Origin of the sequence: Promicromonospora sukumoe 327MFSha3.1, assembly GCF_000385135.1 — a bacterium.
Lineage (GTDB): Bacteria > Actinomycetota > Actinomycetes > Actinomycetales > Cellulomonadaceae > Promicromonospora > Promicromonospora sukumoe_B.
This window is the reverse complement of the sequence record NZ_ARQM01000010.1, coordinates 1,344,916-1,364,084: the sequence shown is the minus strand read 5'-3', so window position 1 is coordinate 1,364,084 and position 19,169 is coordinate 1,344,916. Positions and strand designations below refer to the sequence as shown.

The 19,169-nt window shown below is 71.6% G+C and carries 18 protein-coding genes; 6 read left to right on the top strand and 12 right to left on the bottom strand.

The window, feature by feature from the left end; genetic code table 11:
* Nucleotides 1-366: 366 nt before the first annotated feature.
* Nucleotides 367-870: a hypothetical protein gene (locus H291_RS0109795; RefSeq protein ID WP_157236796.1), complete on the top strand. Its 504-nt coding sequence runs from the start codon at nucleotides 367-369 to the stop codon at nucleotides 868-870.
* A 25-nt stretch (nucleotides 871-895) separates the two neighbouring features.
* Here H291_RS0109795 and H291_RS33730 read toward each other — a convergent pair whose 3' ends face one another.
* Nucleotides 896-1,876, bottom strand: coding sequence for a heme o synthase (locus tag H291_RS33730; RefSeq protein WP_020014813.1), 981 nt, complete (start codon nucleotides 1,874-1,876; stop codon nucleotides 896-898).
* Between the two features lie 331 nt (nucleotides 1,877-2,207).
* Between H291_RS33730 and tkt the strand changes: the two genes are divergently transcribed.
* The 5 genes from tkt to pgl are packed head-to-tail and all read left to right on the top strand — an operon-like array spanning nucleotide 2,208 to nucleotide 8,757.
* Nucleotides 2,208-4,313 carry a transketolase gene (gene tkt / locus H291_RS0109785; RefSeq protein WP_020014812.1) on the top strand — a complete coding sequence of 702 codons (2,106 nt, stop codon included), beginning with the start codon at nucleotides 2,208-2,210 and terminating at the stop codon, nucleotides 4,311-4,313.
* Between the two features lie 40 nt (nucleotides 4,314-4,353).
* A complete protein-coding gene (gene tal / locus H291_RS0109780; protein WP_020014811.1) occupies nucleotides 4,354-5,499 on the top strand; it encodes a transaldolase in 1,146 nt (381 codons plus the stop codon).
* A complete protein-coding gene (gene zwf / locus H291_RS0109775) occupies nucleotides 5,496-7,058 on the top strand; it encodes a glucose-6-phosphate dehydrogenase (RefSeq protein ID WP_020014810.1) in 1,563 nt (520 codons plus the stop codon). The genes tal and zwf overlap by 4 nt, the downstream gene beginning before the upstream one ends.
* Entirely contained in the window at nucleotides 7,055-7,984 is a 930-nt protein-coding gene (opcA, locus tag H291_RS0109770) for a glucose-6-phosphate dehydrogenase assembly protein OpcA (protein ID WP_020014809.1), read from the top strand. The genes zwf and opcA overlap by 4 nt, the downstream gene beginning before the upstream one ends.
* Nucleotides 7,984-8,757, top strand: coding sequence for a 6-phosphogluconolactonase (pgl, locus tag H291_RS0109765; RefSeq protein WP_020014808.1), 774 nt, complete (start codon nucleotides 7,984-7,986; stop codon nucleotides 8,755-8,757). The genes opcA and pgl overlap by 1 nt, the downstream gene beginning before the upstream one ends.
* Before the next feature lie 121 nt (nucleotides 8,758-8,878).
* Here pgl and H291_RS0109760 read toward each other — a convergent pair whose 3' ends face one another.
* The 11 genes from H291_RS0109760 to H291_RS0109710 form a co-directional block, all read right to left on the bottom strand.
* Nucleotides 8,879-9,241, bottom strand: a complete 363-nt coding sequence (locus H291_RS0109760; protein ID WP_051109404.1) for an RNA polymerase-binding protein RbpA — start codon at nucleotides 9,239-9,241, stop codon at nucleotides 8,879-8,881.
* A 54-nt stretch (nucleotides 9,242-9,295) separates the two neighbouring features.
* Nucleotides 9,296-9,538: a preprotein translocase subunit SecG gene (secG, locus tag H291_RS0109755; RefSeq protein ID WP_020014806.1), complete on the bottom strand. Its 243-nt coding sequence runs from the start codon at nucleotides 9,536-9,538 to the stop codon at nucleotides 9,296-9,298.
* Between the two features lie 301 nt (nucleotides 9,539-9,839).
* Nucleotides 9,840-10,610, bottom strand: coding sequence for a triose-phosphate isomerase (gene tpiA, locus H291_RS0109750; protein ID WP_020014805.1), 771 nt, complete (start codon nucleotides 10,608-10,610; stop codon nucleotides 9,840-9,842).
* Between the two features lie 57 nt (nucleotides 10,611-10,667).
* Entirely contained in the window at nucleotides 10,668-11,867 is a 1,200-nt protein-coding gene (locus tag H291_RS0109745; protein WP_020014804.1) for a phosphoglycerate kinase, read from the bottom strand.
* Nucleotides 11,868-11,993: 126 nt separating this feature from the next.
* Nucleotides 11,994-12,998: a type I glyceraldehyde-3-phosphate dehydrogenase gene (gene gap / locus H291_RS0109735; RefSeq protein WP_020014802.1), complete on the bottom strand. Its 1,005-nt coding sequence runs from the start codon at nucleotides 12,996-12,998 to the stop codon at nucleotides 11,994-11,996.
* Between the two features lie 273 nt (nucleotides 12,999-13,271).
* Nucleotides 13,272-14,252, bottom strand: coding sequence for a DNA-binding protein WhiA (gene whiA, locus H291_RS0109730; RefSeq protein ID WP_020014801.1), 981 nt, complete (start codon nucleotides 14,250-14,252; stop codon nucleotides 13,272-13,274).
* An 80-nt stretch (nucleotides 14,253-14,332) separates the two neighbouring features.
* Nucleotides 14,333-15,244 (bottom strand): LLM class flavin-dependent oxidoreductase, encoded by a 912-nt coding sequence (locus H291_RS32010; protein WP_232216016.1) that lies wholly within the window; start codon nucleotides 15,242-15,244, stop codon nucleotides 14,333-14,335.
* Entirely contained in the window at nucleotides 15,175-15,543 is a 369-nt protein-coding gene (locus H291_RS34500) for an LLM class flavin-dependent oxidoreductase (protein WP_232216015.1), read from the bottom strand. Before H291_RS34500 ends, H291_RS32010 begins: the two co-directional genes overlap by 70 nt.
* Entirely contained in the window at nucleotides 15,540-16,670 is a 1,131-nt protein-coding gene (locus tag H291_RS0109720; RefSeq protein ID WP_020014799.1) for an LLM class flavin-dependent oxidoreductase, read from the bottom strand. The genes H291_RS34500 and H291_RS0109720 overlap by 4 nt, the downstream gene beginning before the upstream one ends.
* A complete protein-coding gene (locus H291_RS0109715) occupies nucleotides 16,670-17,800 on the bottom strand; it encodes an LLM class flavin-dependent oxidoreductase (protein ID WP_020014798.1) in 1,131 nt (376 codons plus the stop codon). The genes H291_RS0109720 and H291_RS0109715 overlap by 1 nt, the downstream gene beginning before the upstream one ends.
* Nucleotides 17,801-17,874: 74 nt before the next feature.
* The gene (locus H291_RS0109710) at nucleotides 17,875-19,164 is read right to left on the bottom strand and encodes an LLM class flavin-dependent oxidoreductase (RefSeq protein WP_020014797.1); all 1,290 of its coding nucleotides are present in this window, start codon (nucleotides 19,162-19,164) and stop codon (nucleotides 17,875-17,877) included.
* Nucleotides 19,165-19,169 lie beyond the last annotated feature (5 nt).

Below are 19,169 nucleotides of genomic sequence, written 5' to 3'. Positions count from 1 at the left end.
GTGACGGCTCGCTATGAATGCAATGGGACGGGCCGCCATTGGTTCCAGTCATGGACGGACGTGGATGTACACGGGATCACAGACCTGCCCAACAAGGTGTTCTCCACCCCAGAACCTCTCGGGTGCAACTAGGAACTAGCTCTCCCTCTCGAGCTCCAGCTCGTCCGGCCCGTAGGAGTCGATCGTCCTTCCGATCTCGTCCAGCAGCTCCTCACGCTCGACGTGCGCACTCTCAGGTCTGTATCCGATCGAGAATCCGGAAGGTCCGACTCGGGGTTTCGACTCGAATCGAACATCGAAGACATTCGGTTGGTCCTCGCGCTCCGCGACCGTCACGCGCACCCCGTTGACGAGGTATGAACCATCGTGATTTCCGCGCATCGACACCACCACAATCGTCTGATCACCCTGATTACCTTGCTGATCGTATCCGCAGGGACACTGACCAGCGGGACTTCCCGTTCTGGTGGAGAACTTGACGGCAGCCCAAGGCAGGACTCACGACAGGCCGTCGAAGAATTCTTCGAACGACAGGATCGGATGGCTCAGTCATGCTTTGACAAGTCCCGGGTCAGCCAGTTGCGGGAAGTAACCACTGCACAAGCGGATGAACTGGTTCTCCAGGATGTGCGGTGGTATAGGGACCTGGGAATATGCCAGGTAGGCTCGACCGAAATCACCGATGTCGACCAGCTCGGCCAAGTAGTTCGAGGTGACGAAGTCAGCTATCGAGTCGCGATCGACACCGCCGGTGTCTCATTCGTCCGAGGCGGCGAAGAGCACCCTCGCAATCCCCAGTCGATTCAAGTCCTCGTCTTGAAGCTCGAGCTGTCCGCTGTGTGGAGAATCGCGGACATCGAGCCGACTTGAGCACGAACGAGGTCTGGCAACAAGGTCAGAACGGCAGGAAGACGTCGACCGCGACCGCGACGAAGAGCAGCGACAGGTACGTGATCGAGCCGTGGAACACCTTCATGGCGCCCAGCTTGCCCTCGGCCTTGCCCTGCGCCCGGCGCAGCATGGCGATCGTGGACCAGAGGAACCAGCCGCCCAGCACCGCGGCCACCACGGTGTACACCCAGGACATGCCCGCGAGCGGGGTGAGCGCCAGCGAGCAGGCGATCATCGCGATCGTGTAGCCCACCATCTCGGCCGCGACGCGCTTGTCGTCGCTGACCACGGGGAGCATCGGCACGTTGGCGTTCGCGTAGTCCTTCTTGAACTTGATCGACAGCGGCCAGTAGTGCGGCGGCGTCCAGAAGAAGATGATGCCGAACAGCGCCAGCGCCGCCCAGCTCAGGCCGCCGGTGACCGAGGCCCAGCCGATGAACACCGGCATGCAGCCCGCGATGCCGCCCCACACGATGTTCTGCGGCGTGCGGCGCTTGAGGATCATCGTGTAGCCCACGACGTAGATCGCGATGGCGCCCAGCGTGAGCCACATCGCGGCCCAGTTGATCACCAGGGCGAACCACGCCAGCGACAGCAGCCCCAGGATCGAGGCGAACACCAGGCCGGCGCGCGGGGTGATCTCCCCCGTGGCCAGCGGACGCTTCTTGGTGCGGTTCATGACCTGGTCGATGTCCCGGTCCCACCACATGTTGAACGCGTTCGCGCTGCCCGCTGCGCCGGCGCCGCCGATCAGGGTGGCGACGATCAGCCAGAAGCTGGGCAGGCCGTCGGCGGCCAGGATCATGGTGGGCACCGTCGTGACGAGCAGCAGCTCGATCACGCGGGGCTTGGTCAGCGCGACGTAGGCACCGGCGCGGCGCATGAACCAGCCCCCGGGACGCTGCTCGACGGCGGCGTCCGGTGCGTCGTGCCCGGACGTCTGGGGACGCGCGGTCTGGCCGGTCGTCGGGTGGCTCGTTCTCACGCGCGTCGCAGTTCCGTTCGGGAGGGTCCTGGAAGTCGGTAACGCACCTGGTCGGCGCTGTTGCCGGTCGGGTGCGTGCCCATGGTACGTCGCGGGGTGACCCCGCCGCGCACCGCATTCCCGCACGACCGTGTGAGATTTGTCCTGGGGCAACCGTCTCACTGTCTGTGGACAGGCCTGCGCGGGTGCAGGAGTGCGCGTATAGGGTTGATTTCGCAATCGAACCACGGGCGGCCGGCATCCCGCCGCCGCCGCACGCACGCTGCACGGCTCACCGGCCTGTCCGCTCTCCGGACAGGCCGCGGGCCGCCGGCGGAGAGAAAGAGGACTCGTGAACGCTTTCGACCCCGTGCTGAAGCCCCTTGAGTGGTCGGAGCTCGACGAGCGAGCGGTCAAGGCCATCAAGGCGCTGGCTGCGGACGCCGTCGAGAAGGTGGGCAACGGACACCCCGGAACCGCGATCTCGCTCGCGCCGGCCGCGTACCTCCTCTTCCAGAAGGCCATGCGCCACGACCCGTCGGACCCCGACTGGGTCGGCCGCGACCGCTTCGTGCTGAGCGCCGGACACTCGTCGCTGACGATCTACCTGCAGCTCTTCCTCGCGGGCTACGGCCTCGAGATGGAGGACATCGCCGCGCTGCGCACCTGGGGCTCCAAGACCCCGGGCCACCCCGAGCTCGGCCACACCGCCGGCGTCGAGATCACGACCGGACCGCTGGGCCAGGGCCTCGCCTCCTCCGTCGGCATGGCGTTCGCCTCGCGCCGCGAGCGGGGCCTGCTCGACCCGGCCGCCGCCCCCGGCGAGTCGCCGTTCGACCACCACGTGTACGTCATCGCCTCGGACGGCGACCTGCAGGAGGGTGTCACCTCCGAGGCCTCGTCGCTCGCCGGCCACCAGCAGCTCGGCAACCTGATCGTGATCTGGGACGACAACAAGATCTCGATCGAGGACGACACCAACATCGCGTTCACCGAGGACGTGCTGAAGCGCTACGAGGCCTACGGCTGGCACACCCAGCGCGTGGACTGGACCTCGGGCGGCGCGGGCTACGCGGAGGACACCGACGCGCTGGCCGCGGCGCTGGACGCCGCCAAGGCCGAGACCGGCAAGCCGTCGATCATCGCGCTGCGCACCATCATCGGCTGGCCGTCGCCCACCAAGCAGAACACGGGCGGCATCCACGGCTCGGCCATGGGCGCCGACGAGGTCAAGGGCCTCAAGTCCGCGCTCGGCCTGGACCCCGAGGCCACGTTCGCGATCGACGACGAGGTGCTCGCGTACACGCGCTCCGTCGCGCAGCGTCAGGCCACCGAGCGCGAGGCCTGGGAGACCGCCTTCGCCGCCTGGTCCGAGGCCAACCCGGAGAACGCCGCGCTCCTTGCGCGCCTGCGCGCCCACGAGCTGCCCGAGGGCTGGACCGAGTCCCTGCCCGAGTTCGAGGCGAGCGAGAAGGGCGTCGCGACCCGTGCGGCGTCGGGCAAGGTGCTGACCGCGCTCAAGGACGTGCTGCCCGAGCTGTGGGGCGGCTCCGCCGACCTCGCCGGCTCGAACAACACGACCATGGACGGCGTGCCGTCGTTCGTGCCGACCGAGCACGCGACCAAGAAGTTCCCGGGTGACCCCTACGGCCGCACCCTGCACTTCGGCATCCGCGAGCACGCCATGGGCTCGATCCTGAACGGCATCGTGCTGCACGGCCTGACCCGCCCCTACGGCGGCACGTTCCTGCAGTTCGCCGACTACATGCGTGCCTCGGTGCGCCTGGCCGCGCTGATGAGCATCCCGACCACCTTCGTCTGGACGCACGACTCGATCGGCCTCGGCGAGGACGGCCCGACCCACCAGCCGGTCGAGCACCTCGCGGCGCTGCGGGCCATCCCGAACCTCGACGTCGTCCGCCCGGCGGACGCGAACGAGACCGCCTGGGCCTGGCGCGGCATCCTCGAGAACACGAAGAACCCGGCCGGCATCGTGCTGACCCGGCAGAACGTGCCCACCTACCCGCGCGGCACCGACGGCTTCGCCGGCGCCGAGGGCACCCTCAAGGGCGGCTACGTGCTCCTGGACACCGAGGGCACGCCCGACGTCGTCCTCGTGGGCACCGGCTCCGAGGTGCAGCTCGCCGTCGAGGCGCGCGAGATCCTCGCGGCCGACGGCATCCAGGCCCGCGTGGTCTCCCTGCCCTCGCGCGAGTGGTTCGACAAGCAGGACGAGGCGTACCGCGAGTCGGTCATCCCGTCCGGCGTGAAGGCCCGCGTCTCGGTCGAGGCCGGCGTGGCGCAGGGCTGGCGCGAGATCGTCGGCGACGCCGGCCGCATCGTGTCGCTCGAGCACTACGGCGCCTCGGCGGACTACAAGACGCTCTACGCCGAGTACGGCATCACCTCCGAGGCGGTCGCCCAGGCCGCCAAGGAGTCGATCGAGGCGGCGTCCTGAACCGCGCCGGAACACCTGGACACGAGAGAGGAAGGGCACGATGACTGACAGCACCAGCGACAGCGGCGAGAACGTCAGCCCCACCGAGCGGCTGTCCGAGGCGGGTGTCGCCATCTGGCTCGACGACCTGTCCCGTGAGCGGCTGCGCACCGGCAACCTCGCCGAGCTCATGACCAGCAGGAACGTCGTGGGCGTGACGACCAACCCGACGATCTTCGCCGCCGCGCTCGCGCACGGCGACGCCTACGCGGGCACGCTGGGCGAGCTCGCGGGGTCCGACGTCGAGTCCGCGGTCGAGCGCATCACCACGGACGACGTGCGCGACGCGGCGGACCTGCTGCGCCCCGTCTACGACGCCACCGGCGCCGTGGACGGCCGCGTGTCCATCGAGGTGGACCCGCGGCTGGCCCGCGACACCGCGGCGACGGAGACCACGGCCGTGCGGCTGTGGGAGACCGTCGCGCGGCCCAACGTGATGATCAAGATCCCCGCCACGGTGGAGGGCCTGCCGGCCATCACGTCGACCCTCGCCAAGGGCATCAGCGTCAACGTGACGCTGATCTTCTCGATCGAGCGGTACCGGGCCGTCATGGACGCCTTCCTGGCCGGCCTGGAGCAGGCCAGGGCGGCGGGTCACGACCTGTCCGTGATCGGCTCGGTCGCGTCGTTCTTCGTGTCCCGCGTGGACTCCGAGGTCGACAAGCGGCTGAACGCCGTCGGCACCGACGAGGCGCTCGCGCTGCGCGGCCAGGCCGCCATCGCGAACGCCCGCCTGGCCTTCGCCGCCTACGAGGAGGTCTTCTCCGGTGAGCGCTGGGCCGCCCTCGCGGCGGCCGGCGCGCAGCCGCAGCGGCCGCTGTGGGCGTCGACCGGCGTGAAGGACCCGGCCTACCGCGACACGATGTACGTGGACGAGCTCGTGGTGGCCGGCGTCGTGAACACGATGCCCGAGAAGACGCTCGACGCGTTCGCCGACCACGGCATCGTCCTCGCGGACACCGTGACCGGCTCGGGCGAGCAGGCGGCCGCGACCATCGCGGCCGTCGAGGCGCAGGGCATCTCCATGGACGAGGTGACCGCACAGCTGGAGGACGAGGGCGTGACGAAGTTCGAGGTCAGCTGGGACGAGCTCCTGACGACCACCAAGACCGGCCTCGACGGGGCCGCAGGGGGCGGCGAGCGGTGAGGCCGGCCAAGATCGAGCAGGGGGTCAACCCTCTGCGCGACCCTCTCGACCTGCGGCTCCCGCGCATCGCGGGGCCGAGCGGGCTCGTGATCTTCGGCGTGACGGGTGACCTGTCGCGCAAGAAGCTCATGCCCGCCGTCTACGACCTCGCCAACCGCGGCCTCCTGCCGCCGGGCTTCGCCCTGACGGGCTTCGCGCGGCGCGACTGGGAGGACCAGGACTTCGCGCAGGTGGTGCACGACGCCGTCAAGGAGCACGCCCGTACCCCCTTCCGGGAGGCCACGTGGCGCCAGCTCGCCGAGGGCATCCGGTTCGTCCAGGGTTCCTTCGACGACGACGCCGCGTTCGAGCGCCTGCGGGAGACCGTCGAGACGCTCGACAAGGAGCGCGGCACGGGCGGCAACCACGCGTTCTACCTGTCGGTGCCGCCGTCGGCGTTCCCCGTGGTGTGCGAGCAGCTCTCCAAGCACGGGCTGTCGCGGCCGGACAACGACGCGGACGGCGACGGCGTGCACGCCTGGCGGCGCGTCGTCATCGAGAAGCCGTTCGGGCACGACCTGGCCAGCGCCAAGGAGCTCGACGCGGTCGTGTCCAAGGTCTTCGACCCGGACTCGGTGTTCCGCATCGACCACTACCTGGGCAAGGAGACGGTCCAGAACCTCCTGGCGCTGCGCTTCGCGAACACCATGTTCGAGCCCCTGTGGAACTCGAACTACGTGGACCACGTGCAGATCACCATGGCCGAGGACATCGGCATCGGTGGCCGCGCCGGGTACTACGACGGGATCGGCGCCGCGCGCGACGTCATCCAGAACCACCTGATCCAGCTCCTGGCGCTGGTGGCCATGGAGGAGCCCCGCAACTTCGACGCCGCCGAGCTGCGCGCCGAGAAGATCAAGGTGCTCTCGTCGGTGCGCCTGCCGCACGACCTCGGCAAGCACACGGCCCGCGGCCAGTACGAGGCCGGCTGGCAGGGCGGCGAGGAGGTGCCGGGCTTCCTGGAGGAGGACGGCATCGCGAAGGACTCCACCACGGAGACCTTCGCCGCCATCCGGGTGGACGTCGACAACCGCCGCTGGGCGGGCGTCCCGTTCTACCTGCGGCACGGCAAGCGCCTGGGCCGCCGCGTCACCGAGGTGGCCGTGGTGTTCAAGAAGGCGCCGCACCTGCCGTTCGAGACGTCGCTGACGTCCGAGCTCGGCAACAACGCCCTGGTCATCCGCGTGCAGCCCGACGAGGGCGTCACCATGCGGTTCGGGGCCAAGGTGCCGGGCACCGCGATGCAGGTCCGCGACGTGACGATGGACTTCGGGTACGGGCACTCGTTCACCGAGTCCTCCCCCGAGGCCTACGAGCGCCTCATCCTGGACGTGCTGCTGGGCGACCCGCCGCTGTTCCCGACCCGCGAGGAGGTCGAGCTGTCCTGGCAGATCCTCGACCCGATCACGTCCTACTGGGCGCGCAAGGGTCAGCCGGAGCCCTACGCTTCCGGCACCTGGGGTCCGCCGTCGGCCGACGCCATGATGGAGCGCGACGGCAGGGCCTGGAGGCGACCGTGATCATCGACATGCCGGACACCACGACCAACCAGGTCAACAAGCGTCTGGTGCGCCTGCGCGACGAGGGCGGCGCGGTGGCCCTGGGCCGCGTGCTGACCCTCGTGGTGCTGGCCGACGAGGGCGACATCGAGGAGTCGGTCGAGGCCGCCAACGACGCGAGCCGTGAGCACCCGTGCCGCGTCATCGTCGTCGCCCCGGCGGCCGACGGCAGCAGCACGCACCTGGACGCGCAGATCCGCGTGGGCGGTGACGCCGGCGCGTCCGAGGTGGTGGTGCTCCGTGCCTCCAAGCCGCTCCTGGAGCGGGCCGACACGCTGGTGATGCCGCTCCTGCTGCCCGACGCGCCGATCGTGGCCTGGTGGCCGCGCGAGGCGCCCGAGGTGCCGTCGCAGGACCCGGTGGGCGCCATGGCGACCCGCCGGATCATCGACAGCACCACGGCCAAGCAGCCGCAGGAGATGCTGGGCAACCTCGCCGGGACGTACGCCCCCGGGGACACCGACCTCGCGTGGGCGCGCGTCACGCTGTGGCGGGCGCTCATCGCGGCCGCCGTGGAGCAGCCGCCGTTCGAGCCGGTGCTGTCCGTGACGGTCGAGGGGCAGAAGCGGCACACGTCGCTCGACCTGCTCGCGGCCTGGCTCGGCGCCCGGCTGAACTGCCCGGCCGAGGTGGTGCGCACCGCCAGCGACGACGCCATCACGCGCGTGGTCCTGGAGCGCAAGAGCGGGCCCATCGTGCTGGACCGCCCGGACGGCCGGATCGTCACGATCACGCAGCCGGGCAAGCCCGCACGCCGGATCGCGCTGCCGATCCGCGCGCTCAACGAGGCCCTGATCGAGGAGCTGCGCCGGCTCGACCCGGACGAGGTCTTCGAGGAGGTCCTCACGCGGGGTCTGGGGCACGTCACCGACCGGACGGCGGCCTGATGACGGAGGCGCCCGGCGTGCGGCTCGTCGTCGTGCACCCCGACAAGGAGGTGCTGGCGCAGGCCGCCGCCGCGCGGCTCCTGACGCGCGTCCTGGACGTGCAGTCGGTCCGCTCCCCCGTCCACGTCGTCCTCACGGGCGGCACGGTCGGCATCGCGACGCTCGCGGCAGTCGCCGCGAGCCCGCTGGTGCCGGCCGTGGACTGGTCGGGCGTGCACCTGTGGTGGGGCGACGAGCGGTTCCTGCCGGACGGCGACCCGGACCGCAACGAGACGCAGGCCCGCGAGGCCCTGCTCGACGGCCTCGTCGCCGAGCACGGGCTCCCCGCGGCCAACGTCCACCCCATGCCGGGTCCGACGTCGGTCGCGACGCCCGAGGAGGGTGCCGCGGCCTACGCGGCCACGCTCGCGGAGCACGCGGCCGGCGAGCCGGGCGGCGTCCCGGCGTTCGACGTCCTGCTGCTCGGCATGGGCCCTGACGGGCACGTCGCGTCCCTGTTCCCCGGCCACGAGGGACTGGCCGCACAGGGCACGACGACGGGCGTGCACGGCTCGCCCAAGCCCCCGCCGGAGCGGGTCTCCCTCACGTTCGACGCCATCCGGTCCGCCCGCGAGGTGTGGGTCGTCGCGGCCGGCGCCGAGAAGGCGGACCGCGTGGCGGCGGCGCTGGCGGGCGACCCGGTCACCGAGGTGCCCGCGGTGGGCGCCGTCGGACAGGCCCGGACGCTGTGGCTCCTGGACCTGGACGCGGCAGGCGCCACCTCGCCGAAGTAGAACCCTGGCGCGGCAGAACCGTAGCGAAGTAGAACGGGAGCGGGACAAGAACCCTGATCAGGGTCTTCGTCCCGCTCCCGTTCTACTTCGCTACGGTTCTGCTTCGCCGCGCGTAAATCTCTTAGCGTGCGACGCGGCCGCCACGGCGGACGCGAAGCGCCTCCAGCGCCTCCTCGAGAAGGGCTGCGCCGTCCTCGTCGGACCGGCGCTCCTTCACGTAGGCGAGGTGCGTCTTGTACGGCTCGTTCCGCACCGGACTCGGCGGGTTCACCGGGTCCATGCCGGCGGGGAAGCCGCACCGCGGGCAGTCCCACTGCGCAGGGGCCTCGACGTCCTCGCCCACCGAGAAGCTCGGTGCTGTCTCGTGCCCGTTGGCACACCAGTAAGAAACTCGGACACGCGGGGCAGTGTCGCCCCGCTCCGTCTCTCCGAGAGGGCCGGCGCCTACCCGGCTCCCCCGAATCGCATGACCGCCTGATGCCACGTCTGTCGTCCCCTCTGTGTGTGGCCGTCAGCTGCTAGGCGCTTGGCGACCGGGTCAGCTGACCTTCTGGATGAGTCCGAGCAGGACGATCACCACGGCCCACACGAGGGCAAAGGCGATTGTGATGCGATTGAGGTTCCGCTCGGCCACGCCGGACGAACCGGCGCCCATCGAGATACCGCCACCGAACATGTCGGACAGACCGCCACCCTTGCCCTTGTGGAGCAGGATGAGCATGGTGAGAAAGCCGCTGGTCAGGACCAGCAGGACCTCCAGGATGATGCGGAGCGCGTCCACGGTTCACGTCCTCGGTTGTAGATGTGCCGGGCGTTCTCCCGGCGGCGGATTCGGGTCAAGAGTAAGCGAGACGTACCTCACAGTGCGAACCCCCTGATCAGGGGTTTATGGGACCCGGATCAGGCGTCGCACGCGGAACATCGCGCCCGAGTGAGAGTACCTCAGGCAGGTTGCGGGACGGTCTCACGACCGAACGTGTCAGACCCACAGATCACTCCCGTGACCTGTGGGTCTGACACGTATGCGGGGTAGGTCTCAGACTCTGCTTTCTGTCGCCTGAGACCGACGCTGCGCTCTGGTCTCAGGCGACGACGTGGGACTGGTAGCGCGCGATCTTCGCGAACTCCTCCGGGTCCAGGCTCGCGCCGCCCACCAGGGCGCCGTCGACGTCGGGCTGCGCCATGATCTGCGCGACGTTGCCCGACTTGACCGAGCCGCCGTACAGGACGCGGACGCCGGCCGCGGCGCCCTCGTCGCACAGCTCGCCCAGCACGCGGCGGATCGCACCGCAGACCTCCTGCGCGTCGTCCGGGGTGGCGACCTCGCCGGTGCCGATGGCCCAGACGGGCTCGTAGGCGATGACGATCTTGGCGATCTGCTCGGTCGGCACGTCGGCCAGCGCGGCCTCGACCTGCGCGAGGGTGTGCGAGACCTGGTTGCCCGCCTTGCGGACCTCCAGGCCCTCGCCGACGCACAGGATCGGGGTCAGGCCGTGCGCGAACGCGGCGCGCACCTTGGCGTTGACGACGTCGTCCGACTCGGCGTGGTACTCGCGGCGCTCCGAGTGGCCGATGACCACGTAGGTGCAGCCGAGCTTGTTCAGCATCATGCCCGAGATCTCGCCCGTGTAGGCGCCGGACTCGTGCCGGGACAGGTCCTGGGCGCCGTAGACGATCTCCAGCTTGTCGGCGTCGACCAGCGTCTGCACCGAGCGCAGGTCGGTGAACGGCGGGATGACCGCCACCTCCACCGCGGAGTAGTCGTGCTTGGCGTCCTTCAGGGTCCAGGACAGCTTCTGGACCGTGCTGATCGCCTGCTGGTGGTCCAGGTTCATCTTCCAGTTGCCCGCCATCAGCGGCGTGCGGGTGGTAGCCACGTGCTTCTTCTTTCTGTTCGGAGGTACGTCAGGTCAGTCGGCGAGGACGGTGAGGCCGGGGAGCTCCTTGCCCTCCAGCAGCTCCAGGCTCGCGCCGCCACCGGTCGAGATGTGGCTGAACCCGGCCTCGTCGAAGCCGAGGACCCGCACGGCCGCGGCCGAGTCGCCGCCGCCCACGATGGAGAACCCGCCGGCCGTCGTCGCCTCGATGATGCCCTGGGCCACGGCCTTGGTGCCGTCGGCGAACGCCTCGAACTCGAACACGCCCATGGGGCCGTTCCAGGCGATGGTCTTCGCGTCGGCCAGCTTGCCGGCGAACAGCTTGCCGGACTCGGGGCCGATGTCGAGGCCCATGGTGCCGTCCGGGATCGCGTCGGCCGCGACCACGCGGTGCGCGGCGTCGGCGGCGAACGAGTCCGCCGCGACGATGTCGACGGGCAGCACGATCTCGACGCCGTTCGCCTCGGCCGTGGCCAGGTAGCCCTTGACCGTCTCGATCTGGTCGTTCTCCAGCAGGCTGTTGCCCACCGACAGGCCCTTGGCGGCCAGGAACGTGAAGACCATGCCGCCACCGATGAGCAGGCGGTCCGCCTTGGTCAGCAGGTTCGCGATGACACCCAGCTTGTCCGAGACCTTGGAACCGCCGAGCACGACGGCGTAGGGCCGCTCCGGGTCACCGGTCGCCTTCGAGAGCGACTCGACCTCGTTCAGGACCAGGTCGCCGGCCGCGGCGGGCAGCACCTGGGCGATGTCGTACACCGAGGCCTGCTTGCGGTGCACCACGCCGAAGCCGTCCGAGACGAACGCGTCGGCGAGCTGCGCCAGCTCGCCGGCGAGCTCGGCGCGCTCCGCGTCGACCTTCGAGGTCTCGCGGGCGTCGAACCGGACGTTCTCCAGGAGGGCGACCTGGCCGTCGGCCAGGGCGTCGACCGTGGCCTTCGCGGACGGGCCCACGAGGTCCTGCGCGAGCGGGACGTCCTGGCCGAGCAGCTCGCCCAGGCGGGCGGCGACGGGGGCCAGGGAGTACTGGGGGTCCGGCGCGCCCTTGGGGCGGCCCAGGTGGGCCAGCACGACGACGCGGGCGCCGGCGCCGGCCAGGCGCGTCAGCGTGGGCAGCGCGGCGCGGATGCGGCCGTCGTCCGTGATGGTGGTGCCGTCCAGCGGCACGTTGAAGTCGGAGCGGACCAGGACGCGCTTGCCGCGCAGGTCGCCGAGGGAGTCGATGGTCTTCATGAGCACTCCAGGTCGGGGACCGGCCGCCAGGAGAGGCCGGTCGAGGTTCCGTACATGACGACGTCCGCGTGCGCCGGCTGGCCGATGCGCACGCGGACGTCGGAGTTCACGCTTCCGAGAGAGCTGTCAGAGCTTCTCGCCGACGAACACGGTGAGGTTCACGAGGCTGTTCGAGTAGCCCCACTCGTTGTCGTACCAGGAGACGACCTTGACCTGGTTGCCGATCACCTTGGTGAGCTTCGCGTCGTAGATGCTCTGGTGCGGGTTGGTCACGATGTCCGAGGAGACGATGTCGTCCTCGACGTACTCCAGGATGCCCTTGAGCGGGCCCTCGGAGGCGGCCTTGACGGCGGCGTTGACCTCGTCGATGGTCACCTCGCGCGACGCCTCGAAGGTGAGGTCCGTGGCCGAGCCGGTGATGACCGGCACGCGCAGGGCGTAGCCGTCCAGCTTGCCCTTCAGCTCCGGCAGCACCAGGGCGACGGCCTTGGCGGCACCCGTGGTGGTCGGGACGATGTTCTGCGCGGCGGCGCGGGCGCGACGCAGGTCGCTGTGCGGGCCGTCCTGCAGGTTCTGGTCACCCGTGTAGGCGTGGATCGTGGTCATGAGGCCACGCTCGATGCCGACCGAGTCGTTCAGGGCCTTGGCCAGCGGCGCGAGGCAGTTCGTGGTGCACGACGCGTTCGAGATGATGTTGTGCGCGGCCGGGTCGTACAGCTCGTGGTTGACGCCCATGACGAACGTCGCGTCCTCGTTCTTGGCCGGGGCCGAGATGATGACCTTCTTGGCGCCGGCGTCGATGTGCGCCTTCGCCTTGGTGGCGTCCGTGAAGAAGCCCGTGGACTCGATGACGATGTCCGCACCCAGCTCGCCCCAGGGGAGGTCGGCGGGGTTGCGCTCGGCGAGCGCACGGATCTTCTTGCCGTCCACGATGATGTTCTCGTCGTCGAAGTCGACCGACTTGCCGAAGCGGCCCAGCGTCGTGTCGTACTTGAGCAGGTGCGCGAGCGTCTTGTTGTCGGTGAGGTCGTTCACGCCCACGACCTCGATGTCCGCACCCGACTCCACGAGAGCCCGGTAGAAGTTCCTGCCGATACGGCCGAAGCCGTTGATGCCGACGCGGATGGTCACAATGCCCTCCTCAGGGGCGCCGGCCGTCCCGGCGCACACGTTTCCTTGTATCTGACGCCACTGCCGTCGATGCCCGACGGAACAGTGCGTTGCCAGGGTGTTTCCGGGCGCCGCGACCCCGCGACGACCCGAACGGGAAACGCGATGGTCACGGCGTCGTCACCTGACGATTTCGAGCCTATACCCGAACCGTGCCGATCCGTGACCCGAGCCGGACAGCCTGGAACTCCAGGTTCTGTCCTTTCCCACAAAAACGGATCGCTCGGAAACCGGTCACAGATCGAGCAGGTCGGCGGACAGCCCCGCCTCGGTGTCCGGGATGCCCAGCTCGAGGGCGCGCTTGTCCGCCGTCGACAGGAGACGGCGGATCCGGCCCGCCACCGCGTCCTTGGACAGCTGCGGCTCGGCCAGGCGGCCCAGCTCCTCCAGCGAGGCCTGCTTGTGGGCCAGGCGCAGCTCTCCGGCCTGGCGCAGGTGCTCGGGCAGCTCGTCGCCCAGGATCTCGAAGGCCCGCTGCACGCGCGCCCCGGCGGCCACGGCGGCCCGGGCGGAGCGGCGCAGGTTGGCGTCGTCGAAGTTGGCCAGGCGGTTGGCGGTGCCGCGCACCTCGCGGCGCTCGCGCCGCTCCTCCCAGACCTTCAGGGTCTCGGGCGCGCCGATGCGCTCCAGCATGCGGCCGATGGAGTCGCCGTCGCGGATCACGACGCGGTCGATGCCGCGCACCTCGCGGGACTTCGCGGCCACGCCCAGGCGGCGGGCCGCGCCGACGAGCGCGAGCGCCGCCTCCGGGCCGGGGCTGGTCACCTCGAGCGCCATGGAGCGGCCGGGCTCGGTCAGGGAGCCGTGGGCCAGGAACGCGCCGCGCCAGACGGCCTCGGCCTCCTGCACGCCGGCGGAGACGACCTCGGGGGCCAGGCCGCGCACGGGGCGGCCGCGGGCGTCGAGCAGGCCGGTCTGGCGGGCGAGGGACTCGCCCTCGCGCACCACGCGCACCACGAACCGGGAGCTCTTGCGCAGGCCGCCGGCCTGCACCACGATGAGCTCGCTCGTGTGCCCGTACAGGTCGTGGATGGCGTGCCTCAGGCGCGTCGCGGCCGACTCGGTGTCGAGCTCCGCCTCGATCACGACCCGACCGGAGATGATGTGGAGACCACCCGAGAAGCGCAGCGTCGCGGAGACCTCTGCCTTTCGGCAGGACGTCTTCGCCACCCGCACCCGCGCGAGCTCCTCCTTGACCTGTCCCGTGAGCGCCATGGCGTCATCCTGCCATGGTCATGTACGGGTTAACCCGGTGGAATCGCGGAAACTCGGGCGAATTGTCCCGGCGTGTCGCATCATGGGGTGGGTCCGACGGCGCCCGGTGCGGCCCCGGGCCGCGGGTCCTGGGCGGCGCGCGCCGTGATCCCCCGGGCGTCCAGGACCGGGCGTACGCCCTCGGCGAACCAGTAGGCCTCCTCCAGGTGCGGGTACCCCGACAGCACGAACTCGTCGAAGCCCGCGTCGTGGTACTCCGCGACCAGGTCGGCGACCTCCTCGTGGCTGCCCACCAGCGCGGTCCCCGCGCCGCCCCGGACCAGGCCGACGCCGGCCCAGAGCCCGGGGTGGACCTCCAGGTCCCGGGCGGTGCCGCGCGCGGCGAGCCGGCCGCCGTCGTGCAGCGCGGCCATGCGGCGCTGGCCCACCGAGCCGGACGCCGTCAGGACGCGCTGGGCGTCGGCGACCTGCTCGGGGCTCAGCTCGTCGAGCCAGCGCTGGGCCTGGTCCCAGGCGTCGGAGGACCGGTCCCGCGTCAGCACGTGCAGGCGGATGCCGAACCGCGGGGTCCGGCCGCGGGCGGCGGCCAGCTCGCGGACGCGCTCGATCTTGCGCCGCGCCTGGTCCGGCGGCTCGCCCCAGGTCAGGTAGACGTCGGCGTGCTCGGCGGCGACCGGGAGCGCGGCGTCGGACGACCCGCCGAACCAGATCTCGGGCGCCGGGTCGGGCGCGGCGAGGATCCGGGCGCCCTCGATGCGGTAGTGCCGCCCGGTGTGGTCGAACGCCGGCCCGGCCGCGGTGCCGGCGGACCACACGCCCCGCAGGACGCGCAGGAACTCGGCGGTGCGGTCGTACCGCTCGTCGTGGTCGAGGTGGTCGCCGAACCGGCGCATCTCGACCTCGTCGCCGCCCGTGACGACGTTCAGCAGCACCCGCCCGCCCGTGAACCGCTGCAGGGTGGCGGCCATCTGCGCGGCGAGCGTCGGGGACACCAGCCCGGGGCGCACCGCGACCAGGAACCGCAGCCGCCGGTCTGCCCCGCGAGCGCGGCGGTGGTGAGCCACGCGTCCTCGCACCAGGTGCCGGTGGGCGTGAGCACGGCGTCGTACCCGAGGCGGTCCGCGGCCCGCGCGACCTCGCCGAGGTAGGCCACCGTGGGCTCGCGCAGCCCGCTGACGCCGGTGCCGCCCGCCGCCTCCTTGGCGTGGGCGCTGCCCACGATGCCGCGGGCGTCGCCGTTGGTCGGCAGGAACCAGTGGACGCCGGCGGGACGGCGGGCCGGCGTCGTCATGCGGCGGCCTCCGCCGGGGCCTCGGCTGCGAGACCGGCCGTGAAGCCGGCCGCCCGCCGCTCGTCGCGCGGGCCCCACAGGTCGGTGCTGACCTCGGCCCGGACCAACGGGATCACCTCGGCCGCGAACCGGCGCAGCACGTCCTGCTGCCGCTCCGGCTCCAGCAGGTGGTTCACCGAGACCGCCTGCAGCACGTGCCCGAACGTGCCGTGGTAGTCGAGGATCTTCTGCGCCACCCGCTCGGGCGACCCCACCAGGGCCGGGCCGCGCTCGACCGCGTCCTCCAGGGTGCGGAAGCTGGTCACCTTGCCGATGGCGCCCGGCGCGTGCTTGCGCGAGTCCTGCTGGCGCACCTGGCCCTCGTAGATGGGCCGGTACTGCTCGATCGCCTCCTCGGTGGTGTCGGCCAGGAACAGGCCGCCGGAGCCCGCGCCCACGAACCCGTACGCCGGGTCGTGCCCCGCGGCCGCGTACCGCTCCCGGTACCGGTCGACGAGCACGGCGTAGTTCTCGCGGGGCTGCAGGGCGTTGGCGCTGACGATCGGGTCGCCGTGCTCGGCGGCCAGGTCGACGGCGAACTGCGACGTCGCCGAGCCGTGCCAGATGCGGAACGGTCCCGCGAACGGGCGCGGGAGCGTGGTCGCGTGCTCCAGCCGGTGCCGGTGCCGCCCCTCCCAGGTGACGTCCTCGGAGGAGAGCAGCAGCCGCAGCAGCTCGTAGTTCTCCCGCAGGTACTCGTACTGCTTGGCGATGTCGAGGCCGAGCAGCGGGTACTGCAGGTCCTCGTTGCCCTTGCCGATCACGATCTCCAGCCGGCCGCGGCTGAGCTGGTCGATCGTGGCCAGGTCCTCGGCGAGGCGGATCGGGTCGTGCAGGGACAGCACGGTGACGCCGGTGGAGAGCAGGATGCGGGACGTGCGGGCGGCGATGGCGCCCAGCAGCACCGTCGGGGCCGAGGACAGCACCGGGCCGGCGTGCCTCTCCCCCACCGCGAAGGAGTCGAACCCGAGCTCCTCCGCGAGCACCGCGGTGTCCACGATCCGGTTCAGCCGGTCGGCGGGCGGCACCTCGCGGCCGGTGACGGGATGGGGCGGGTTGAACGCGATGTCCAGGACCTGGAAGCGCATCAGGCCGCCACCTCCGTATCCGGGTCCGACGCCGCCGCGGCACGGTCGCGCTCGGCCACGCCCGCCTTGACCAGGGGGATGACGTACCGGCCGAAGTCGATCGCGTCGTCGAGCAGGTCGTAGCCGCGCGCGGAGATCACCCGCACGCCCAGGTCGTAGTACGCGAGCAGCGCCTGCGCCACCTGCTCGGGCGTGCCGACCAGGGCGTTGGAGTTCCCGGCGCCGCCGGTGGCCCTGGCGGTGGCGGTCCACAGCGCCGTGTCGAACCGCTCGCCCTGCGCGGCGATCTCCAGCAGACGCTGGGAGCCCGCGTTCTCGGGCTTGTCGATCGGGTGGCGTCGGCTCAGGACGCCGCCCTGGGCCGCCTTGCGGGCCTCGATGCGGTCGAGCACCCGGTGGGCCTTCGCCCAGGCCAGCTCCTCGGTGGGCGCAATGATCGGCCGGAACGCGGCGTGGATGCGCGGCGGCGTGGCTCGGCCGGCGGCCGCCGCCTCGGCGTGCACGCGGGCGATCTGCTCGGCGGTACGGTCCAGGGGCTCGCCCCACACCGCGTAGATGTCGGCCTCCGCTGCGCCCACCGGGTAGGCGGCGTCGGAGGAGCCGCCGAACGAGATGGTCGGCACGTGGCCCTCCACCGGCTTCACGTCCAGCACGAAGTCGTCGAGGTCGTAGAACTCGCCGTGATGGTCGAACGGCTCCGCGCTGGTCCAGGCCCGCTTCACGATCTGGATGTACTCGCGGGTGCGGGCGTACCGCTGGTCCTTGGTCAGGGTGTCGCCCTCGCGGCCCTGCTCGTGGTCGTTGCCGCCAGAGATGAAGTGCACCGACAGCCGCCCGCCCGAGAGCTGGTCCAGGGTGGCGAACGTCTTCGCCGCGTACGTCGGGTAGGAGACGTTGGGCCGGTGCGCCAGCAGCAGCTCGATGTCCGGCACGTGCGCGGCGACGTGGGCCGCGAGCGCCGACGGCTCCGGCCCCGAGGAGCCGTAGGCGAACAGGATGCGGGTCCAGCCGTTGTCCCGGTGGGCGCGCGCGATGCGGACCAGGTAGTCGGGGTCGAAGGGCGCGGTGGTGCGGGCGGTGGTCTCGGAGGCGTCATTGGTGGCGGCGATGCCGAGGAACTCGACGGGCATGAGGGTTCTCCTTCGCTTCGGGGCGTGCAGGGCGGTCGGACGGCGGGGCGGGCCGACGGCGGGGCGGGCCGGGTTCAGACGCCGCTGGCCACCCGGCCGGGGCTGGTGGTGGCGCGGTCGCCGGTCCCCCACGCGTGGGCCAGCAGCTCGAACGAGCGGCGGGTCTCGGCGGGGTCGTGGGTGGCGGTGGTGACCAGCAGCTCGTCGGCGCCGGTGACGCGGACGAGCGTCTCCAGCCGTTCGACGACGGTGTCCGGGTCGCCGACGATCCGCGTGTCCACGCGGTCGGCCACCAGCGCGCGCTCGGCGTCGGGCCGGTCGGTCCAGGCGGTCGCGGCCGACGGCGACGGGTACGCGATGGCGCCGCGCTCGCCGCGGCGGATGGACAGCACCCAGTCGGCGAACGGCTCGGCCAGGACGCGGGCGCGCTCGAGGGTCTGGGCGACGAGCACGTCGGCCGACACGATCACGTAGGGCTCGTCCAGCACGCCGGGCCGGAACGCCTCCCGGTACGCCACCACGGTGTCGAGCACGGTGGCGGGGCTGACGTGGAAGTTGGCCGCGAGCGGCAGGCCGAGCTCGCCGGCCACGCGGGCGCTCTCGCCGCCGCTGGACGCGAGGAGCCAGAGGTCGAACTGGGCCCCCTCGACGGGCGGGCTGGTGTACGCGCCGCCGCTGCGGTCCCGGTAGGTGCCGCGCCGGACGTCGAGCACGAGCTCGACCTCCTCGCGGAAGTCCGCGGGCTCGCGCTGCGCGCCGATCACCTCCTGCTGCGCGAGGATCCGCTCGCGCAGCGCGGGGTCGTTGAACCCGTTCGGCGGCGCGGGCGGAACGTACAGCCCGTCCACGAGCCGGGGCACGCCCCGGGCTCCCGCTCCTGCCGGTGCTGCCGGCCCGCCGTCGAACGTAGGTCTGCTCGGGTTCTCGGCCGTCTTGGCGCGACCAGTCCTACGTTCGCCGCCCCCGCCTCCGGCCGCGGCGGCCGACGGCGGGACCGTGAACGCGCGGCCCAGGCCCAGGTCGACGCGGCCGGGGTGCAGGGCGGCGATGGTGCCGAACTGCTCGGCGGCGATCAGGGGCGACGTCGTGGACAGCAGCACCGCCCCGGAGCCGACGCGGATGCGCGAGGTGCGGGCCGCGACGGCGGCCGCGAGGACGGCGGGCGCGGCGGAGGCGACGCCGGGCGCGAGGTGGTGCTCGGCGTACCAGACGCGCCGGTAGCCGAGGGCGTCGAGGTCCACGGCGAGCGCCACGGCCCGCTGGATCGCCGCGGCGCCGGTCGAGCCGTCGGCGACGAGCGCGAGGTCGAGCACGGACAGGGGTACGCGGGTGCCGGTGGCGCGGTCGGTGGCTGGTTCGGTCATGCGGC